Below are 3,746 nucleotides of genomic sequence, written 5' to 3'. Positions count from 1 at the left end.
CCGGGAACCTTCGGCGGTCTGAGCGCAGGTCAGAAGGACGCCTACGCGGCATGGTCCTTTCGCTGCACTGTCATGGCATGAGTATGTCAGATGGAGAGCAGCGCCGGCGGACGACGTCCACCCTCGAATGGTCTTCCGCCCCGGCCGACAGGAGCGGGGATGCTCACCCTGGTCGTGGGCGACAGTCGACACAGGGCTGATGGCCAGCGGCGCATCGGCCGAGGCGCTGACCTTCGACGCGTTGAGACGTTCCTCAAGAGCATCCGCACGGTCGGAGGCACCCTGCTGATTTCCGGGGAGCCGGGTGTGGGGAAGAGCGTGCTGCTGGCCGCAGTGGCCCCCGGGCCGCCGATGCCGGCACGCCCGTGCTACACGCGGCAGGAGTGCAGTTCGGGGCCCAGACCAGTTTCAGCGGTCTCCAACGACTTCTGCAGCCTGTGATCAGCGAGCTCGACACGCTCGGCACGGCGCATAAAGAGGCACTGATGGTCGCCCTGGGACAAGGCATTGGTCCGGTGCCCGCCCACGGAGCCGTGGCTCGGGCGCTCCTCGCCCTCCTGACCCGGATGACCCGCATGACATCCAGATCCGCCGGTGGCTACAGCCTTCCGCGACGACGACCGCTGGCCGTCGAGAAGACGCAAGGCAGCCAGGGGGTCAGGTGGCGGGCAGGGATACGAAGACCCGTTCCAGCAGGGTGTACAGGGAGTCCCGCTCCTGGCCGCTGAGTCTGTCCAGGCCCTCGTGCGTGGTGCGCATTTTCGCGCGGATCGCGTCAGTGACGCTCTCGCCCTCGGCTGTGAGGATGACGTTCTTGACACGCCGGTCGGAGGCGTCGGCCTCGCGGCGCACCAGGCCGCGCTTCTCCAGCCGGTCGATGATCCCGGTCATGTTGGAGGCGTCGCAGGTCATGGTCTCGGCCAGGGTGCGCATCGCGGCGGGTCCCCGGCGCAGCACGGTCAGGGCCTTGCCCTGGCTTGCCGTGAGGTTCTCACTCGCCGCCGCGACGGTGAAATCGCCGTAGTAGACGCCGAGCGACACGGAGAGCAGCTCCATGAGCTGGGCCGTGTCGACGCGGGGAGCTTCTGTCATGAGGGTCACTCTAACCAAAGATACTTGACTACCTCAAGCATATACCCCTACCGTCCCTTCGTTGCATGAAGTTCTCAAGCATCAAGGTTGTCAAGTAATTGCCACGAGGAGCGTCCCTGTGACCGTCACCGCGTCCCCCACCTCCCGCGCCGCCGAGATCCTGTCCCGGCCGGTCGCGCTGAACGGCCTGACCGTCCCGAACCGCATCGCGATGGCGCCGATGACGCGCATGTTCTCCCCCGGCGGAGTCCCCGGCGAGGACGTGCGCTCGTACTACGCCCGACGCGCCGCCGCCGGCGTGGGCCTGATCGTCACCGAGGGGACCTACGTCGGCCACGAGTCGGCCGGGCAGAGCGACCGTGTGCCGCGGTTCCACGGCGAGGAGCAGCTGGCGGGATGGGCGAAGGTCGCCGAGGCCGTGCACGCGGCGGGCGGCACGATCGTGCCTCAGCTGTGGCACATCGGCATGGTGCGCAAGCAGGGCCAGGCGCCCTACGCCGACGCCCCGGCGGTGGGCCCCTCCGGCATCCGCCCCGACGGCACCGAGGGCACTGGCAAGGCCATGACCCAGAGCGACCTGGACGACGTCATCGGTGCCTTCGCCGAGGCCGCCGCGGCCGCCGAGCGCATCGGCTTCGACGGCGTCGAACTGCACGGCGCCCACGGCTACCTCCTCGACCAGTTCCTGTGGGCGGGGACGAACCGCCGTACCGACGCCTACGGCGGCGACCCCGTGGCCCGTACGAAGTTCGCGGCCGAGGTCGTGACCGCGGTCCGCGAGACCGTCTCGCCCGACTTCCCGGTGATCTTCCGATTCTCGCAGTGGAAGCAGGACGCCTACGACGCGCGGCTCGCCCAGACCCCCCAGGAGCTGGAGGCGATCCTGACCCCGCTCGCCGCGGCCGGCGTCGACGCCTTCCACGCCTCCACCCGCCGCCACTGGATACCCGAGTTCGAGGGCTCGGACCTGAACCTGGCGGGCTGGACCAAGAAGCTCACCGGCAGGCCCACCATCACCGTCGGCTCGGTCGGCCTCGACGGCGACTTCATCCACGCCTTCGCGGGCGAAGGCGCCCCGGTACAGGGCATCGACGACCTCCTCGACCGCCTGGAGCGGGACGAGTTCGACATGGTCGCCGTCGGCCGCGCCCTGCTCCAGGACCCGGAGTGGGCAGCGAAGGTCCTGGCAGGACGGACCGACGAGCTCAAGCCGTACGACGCGGCCGCAGTGCAGACGCTGAGCTAGCCCCGAAAGTACGGTGCGGGGAAGGTGGCGGCGCAGCATCTCGGCTTCGTCTCCGACATGGTCCAGGCGGCCGCGGCGGGGGAAAGCCGGGCCTGGTGGGCATAGCGACGACCAGCCCCTGAGCAGACGTCTCGGGCGGGACGTCGGTTCAGGTCAGGCACGAGGTGCGGCGCTGCCTCCTGTCTTGACGACGACGTCCGGGCGTGGCTCGCCGGCCCTCGCGTTGTCAACTTCGTTCTTCGTCCGCGCCTCGTCGTCGCTGTCCGGGTGGCGGCGGGCCGATACGACGAGGTAGGCCATGGCGCCGAGGAAGACCACGACAGAGGTCCAGCTGTTCAGGCGCAGGCCGAGGAACGTGTGGGACTCGTCGATGCGCAGGTACTCGGTCCAGAACCGGCCGACCGTGTAGGCGGCGACGTACAGGGCGAAGGTCCTGCCGTGACCGAGTGCGAAGCGGCTCGCCGCCCAGAGGACCAGTGCGGCGACGCCGACGTTCCAGAGGGACTCATAGAGGAAGGTGGGGTGGTACGTCGCGATGTCGGGCATGGTGGAAGGACGGTGCGCGCGGTCGATCTCCAGGCCCCAGGGGAGTGTGGTGGGGCGGCCGTAGAGTTCCTGGTTGAACCGGTTGCCCCAGCGGCCGATGGCCTGGGCCAGGGCTATGCCGGGGGCGACGGCGTCCGCGTAGTCGGGGAACCGTATTCGGTGGCGACGGCAGCCGATCCACGCGCCGACCCCGCCCAGGGCGATGGCACCCCAGATGCCGAGCCCGCCTTCCCACACGTACAGGGCTCGGATGGGCTCGCCGTGTTCGCCGAAGTACGCGTCGGGGCTGGTGATCACGTGGTACAGCCGACCACCGGCGATGCCGAACGGCACCGCCCAGAGGGTGACGTCCCCGATGACGCCCCGCTCCCCGCCCCGCGCGACCCAGCGCCGGTTGCCGAGCCAGACGGCTACGAACACGCCCAGGATGATGCAGAAGGCGTACGCCCTCAACGGGACAGGGCCGAGGTGAAGGACCCCGGTCGAAGGGCTGGGAACGTAGGCAAGATCCATGGTCGCTCCGTAGGAGTCTCAGTCGGATGTCGGCGAAACACTTGTCCGGCCGAGTGAGCGCTCAGGGGGAGGCGACCGGTCGGCGTCCGGTGGACGCCGACGGTACTCGTCGAGATGTCCGCAGCGAGATGAGCGTCTCCGCGCGGGCGGAGGTCCGAGTGGGACCGGACAGCGGGTTGTCGATGGGGGTCGGTGCCCGGCGGCCCGGGTTCCGGAACTCCGTGCTCAGGGCCCACGCCTGAGGGCTGCGCCGAGTGCGGCGATCCAGATCAGCAGCAAGGCCAGCGAAATGAATGCCGTCGAGGCCAAGGCAGTGAACAGGAGCAGGTAACCGATACCAGACCGGTGA

General features: G+C 69.3%; 3 protein-coding genes. 1 reads left to right on the top strand and 2 read right to left on the bottom strand.

All coding sequences use genetic code 11. The features are described from left to right. Positions 1–657: 657 nt before the first annotated feature. Positions 658–1,092, bottom strand: a complete 435-nt coding sequence (locus tag VIU94_RS00015; protein WP_331906097.1) for a MarR family winged helix-turn-helix transcriptional regulator — start codon at positions 1,090–1,092, stop codon at positions 658–660. A 118-nt stretch (positions 1,093–1,210) separates the two neighbouring features. Here VIU94_RS00015 and VIU94_RS00010 point away from each other — a divergent pair, with 118 nt between their 5' ends. Next, on the top strand, positions 1,211–2,338 hold the full coding sequence (locus VIU94_RS00010; protein ID WP_331906095.1) for an NADH:flavin oxidoreductase: 1,128 nt from the start codon (positions 1,211–1,213) through the stop codon (positions 2,336–2,338). Positions 2,339–2,491: 153 nt separating this feature from the next. Here the strand turns inward: VIU94_RS00010 and lgt are convergent, their stop codons facing one another. Further along, positions 2,492–3,397, bottom strand: coding sequence for a prolipoprotein diacylglyceryl transferase (lgt, locus tag VIU94_RS00005; protein WP_331906093.1), 906 nt, complete (start codon positions 3,395–3,397; stop codon positions 2,492–2,494). Positions 3,398–3,746 lie beyond the last annotated feature (349 nt).

It is taken from the genome of Streptomyces sp., assembly GCF_036566765.1.
In the GTDB taxonomy this organism is placed as follows: domain Bacteria; phylum Actinomycetota; class Actinomycetes; order Streptomycetales; family Streptomycetaceae; genus Streptomyces.
This window is presented reverse-complemented; position numbering and strand designations above follow the sequence as displayed.

Bases quoted from the DNA above. Each gene is read 5' to 3' on its own strand.
- VIU94_RS00015 (WP_331906097.1), bottom strand. From the start codon at position 1,092: ATGACAGAAGCTCCCCGCGTCGACACGGCCCAGCTCATGGAGCTGCTC.
- lgt (WP_331906093.1), bottom strand. From the start codon at position 3,397: ATGGATCTTGCCTACGTTCCCAGCCCTTCGACCGGGGTCCTTCACCTC.